At 40.6% G+C, this 3,420-nt stretch carries 2 protein-coding genes and 1 other annotated feature; both genes read right to left on the bottom strand.

What is annotated here, in order from left to right; all coding sequences use genetic code 11:
• Nucleotides 1-250 precede the first annotated feature (250 nt).
• Entirely contained in the window at nt 251-2,665 is a 2,415-nt protein-coding gene (gene leuS, locus DDE80_RS14010) for a leucine--tRNA ligase (RefSeq protein ID WP_108308541.1), read from the bottom strand.
• Between the two features lie 65 nt (nt 2,666-2,730).
• Nucleotides 2,731-2,941: a binding site (T-box leader), on the bottom strand.
• A gap of 42 nt (nt 2,942-2,983) precedes the next feature.
• Nucleotides 2,984-3,274 carry an MFS transporter gene (locus DDE80_RS14005; RefSeq protein ID WP_161952354.1) on the bottom strand — a complete coding sequence of 97 codons (291 nt, stop codon included), beginning with the start codon at nt 3,272-3,274 and terminating at the stop codon, nt 2,984-2,986.
• Nucleotides 3,275-3,420: the final 146 nt, after the last annotated feature.

Below are 3,420 nucleotides of genomic sequence, written 5' to 3'. Positions count from 1 at the left end.
TAAATAACGTAAAAGCGTAGGGACATCGCATTTACGAGCCGTATCTTCAAAGCCGAATTCGGTAAGAATACCCGCGAGTTCTTCCTGTGAAATAAAGTTTTGAAGTAGTGTGAAAATCGTGGTATTCGCGAGCCTAGAGATTCCTCCTCGTAAAAAGTTTGTGTGGTAACTTACATTTTACATGGAATCTCTCTTTTTTATTAGTTTTTTACGGTGAAAATTAGCTAATCAACAGGCGTGGTTCTTTCATTTATTTCACTACAATATTAACAAGCTTGCCTGGTATTGCGATTAGTTTAACTAATGCTTTGCCAGCCATTTGCTCTTGCACCTTTTCGTCTGCAAGGGCTACTTTTTCTAGCTCATCTTTCGTAATATCTTTTGCTACTTTAAGCTTAGCACGAACTTTACCGTTGATTTGTACAACCATTTCAATTTCGTTATCTTCAAGCTTTGCCTCATCAAATGTTGGCCATGGTTCATACGTCAATGTCTCTGTATGACCAAGCTGTTGCCAAATTTCCTCTGCGATATGCGGCGCAATTGGTGATAGTAATAGCACGATGCCCTCTGCATATTTCGTTGGAATACGGTCAACTTTATTCGCTTCGTTTACAAAAACCATCAGTTGCGAAATCGCTGTGTTATTACGCATATGCTCATAGTCTTCTGTTACCTTTTTAACGGTTTGGTGATACACTTTTTCAAGCTCTCCACCTTCTTCGCCGTTTACTTTAGCACTTAATGTACCATCTTCGTTCATAAATAAACGCCATACACGATCTAGGAAGCGGCGTGCGCCGTCTACTCCGTTTGTTGTCCATTCTTTTGATGCATCAAGTGGGCCCATAAACATTTCATACAGACGTAATGTATCTGCTCCGTGTGAAGCGACAATATCATCTGGGTTAATAACATTACCAAGCGATTTAGACATCTTCACATGCCCTTCACCTAAAATCATACCTTGGTTAAATAATTTTTGGAAAGGCTCTTTTGTATGAACCACACCTAAATCATAAAGCACTTTATGCCAGAAACGTGCATATAATAAGTGAAGTACGGCATGCTCTGCACCACCAACATAAATATCAACTGGTAACCAGCGTTTTGCTAGTTCAGGGTCAATAATCATTTCATCATTGTCTGGGTCAATATAGCGTAGGTAATACCAGCAGCTACCTGCCCATTGTGGCATCGTATTTGTTTCACGGCGACCTTTCATACCTGTTTTAGGGTCGACAACATTTACCCAGTCTGTAATGTTAGCAAGCGGTGATTCACCTGTGCCTGATGGGTGAATATTATCTGTCTTTGGTAATTCAAGCGGTAGTTCTTCTTCTGGCACTGGTGTCATTGTGCCATCTTCCCAATGAATCATTGGAATTGGTTCGCCCCAGTAACGTTGGCGTGAGAATAACCAGTCACGTAAGCGGTAAGAGATTTTCTTTTCACCTACGCCTTTTTCTACTAACCATGCAATGGCTTTTTCAATGCCGTCTTCTTTGCCTAAACCATTTAGGAAATCAGAGTTAATATGAACACCGTCACCTGTGAAGGCTTCTTCTTCAATATTACCGCCTTCAAGTACAGGGATGATTGGTAAATTAAATTCCTTCGCAAATTCATAATCACGCTCGTCGTGAGCAGGTACTGCCATAATTGCGCCTGTACCATACGTCGCTAATACGTAGTCAGCAATCCAAATCGGCATTTTTTCGCCGTTAACAGGGTTAATGGCGTAAGCGCCTGTAAAGATGCCTGTTTTTTCTTTAGCTAAATCAGTACGCTCTAAATCGGATTTTGTTTTAACCTTATCTAAATACGCATCTACTGCTGCTTGTTGCTCAGCTGTTGTAATTTGTGCAACTAGCTTATGTTCTGGTGCTAGTACGGCATACGTTGCGCCAAATAATGTATCTGGGCGTGTTGTAAATACTGTAAAGTCTTTATCTGTACCTTCGATTTGGAACGTCACATTAGCACCTTCAGAGCGACCAATCCAGTTACGTTGCATTTCTTTTAAACTTTCAGGCCAGTCAAGGTCTTCTAAGTCTTCGATTAAGCGGTCTGCGTACTCTGTAATTTTAAGCACCCATTGACGCATTGGGCGACGCTCCACTGGGTGACTACCACGCTCTGATAAACCGTCAATAACTTCCTCATTCGATAGCACAGTCCCAAGTGCTGGGCACCAGTTTACAGCTACTTCATCCACATAAGCTAAGCCCTTTTTATATAGTTGAATGAAAATCCATTGTGTCCATTTATAATATTTCGGGTCAGTCGTATTAATTTCGCGGTCCCAGTCATAAGAGAAGCCTAGGTCGTTCATTTGACGTTTAAATGTTGCGATATTTTTCGCAGTAAACTCCGCAGGGTCATTCCCTGTATCAAGTGCATACTGCTCTGCTGGTAAACCAAAGGCATCCCAGCCCATTGGGTGAAGCACATTATAGCCTTGCTTACGTTTAAATGAACTTAAAATATCTGTTGCAATATAACCTAGTGGGTGACCTACGTGTAAGCCAACACCTGATGGATACGGGAACATATCAAGCGCATAAAATTTCGGCTTACTATCATCATTTACCGTTTTAAATGTTTTATTGTCTGCCCAATATTTTTGCCACTTCTTCTCAATTTGCTCATGATTATAACTCAACGTTTTTCCTCCTTTATTTGTCTACGTAAAATTTTGGAAATAAAAAAATCGTCCCTTCCTTAATAGAAAGGGACGAGAATTAGTTTTCCCGCGGTACCACCCAAATTAGTGACGACACTCAGCTTAAAATCTTTAACGCAGACATACGGCATTAGTTACTACTACTTCACTAATGCTGACTCCAAGGTGAGTTCAACAATTGCCTTACTAGCTCACACCAACCGCTAGCTCTCTAAAAAAGTCAATTTGCCTACTATTCCTTATCTTAGCCATATATAGTATGCCTTCATTTTAAGCTATAGCTACACTGAGTGCAACTTATTTTACTACGCCTTGCTTTTTCAGCGGCAATTCGTAACATAAACTTGGTATAATCGCTATAAATAAGCAAATAACCATAACTCCTACCATTAAACTAAAGCCATAAGCTTCTACTAAAATACCACCTAAAAGAGGACCAATCATACCAGCAGCTGAGTTGAGTGTCAATGCTAAGCCCGCAATGACAAGCGACTTTCCTAAGTGGTCGTGAATATAAATCGCATTCAACGGCCATAAAAAAGAACCGCCCGTATTATTAACGAGCATACCTATTAGTGAACTACCCACCACTTATTGACCTTGCGGTCTAATTGAAGTGGGGGCTTCTCGACTTATCGTTGCTTTTACTAGCCAACGAAAACTGACCGAGCTAACCCTCTTGTTCCAAGAGTTTTTGTTTCTATGCTAATGCCAATAGGCGAATGCCTTCATTT

Origin of the sequence: Metalysinibacillus jejuensis, assembly GCF_003057615.1 — a bacterium.
GTDB classification, from domain to species: Bacteria; Bacillota; Bacilli; order Bacillales_A; family Planococcaceae; genus Metalysinibacillus; species Metalysinibacillus jejuensis.
The sequence above is the reverse complement of the archived record's forward strand: the minus strand, read 5'-3'. Positions and strand labels throughout refer to the sequence as shown.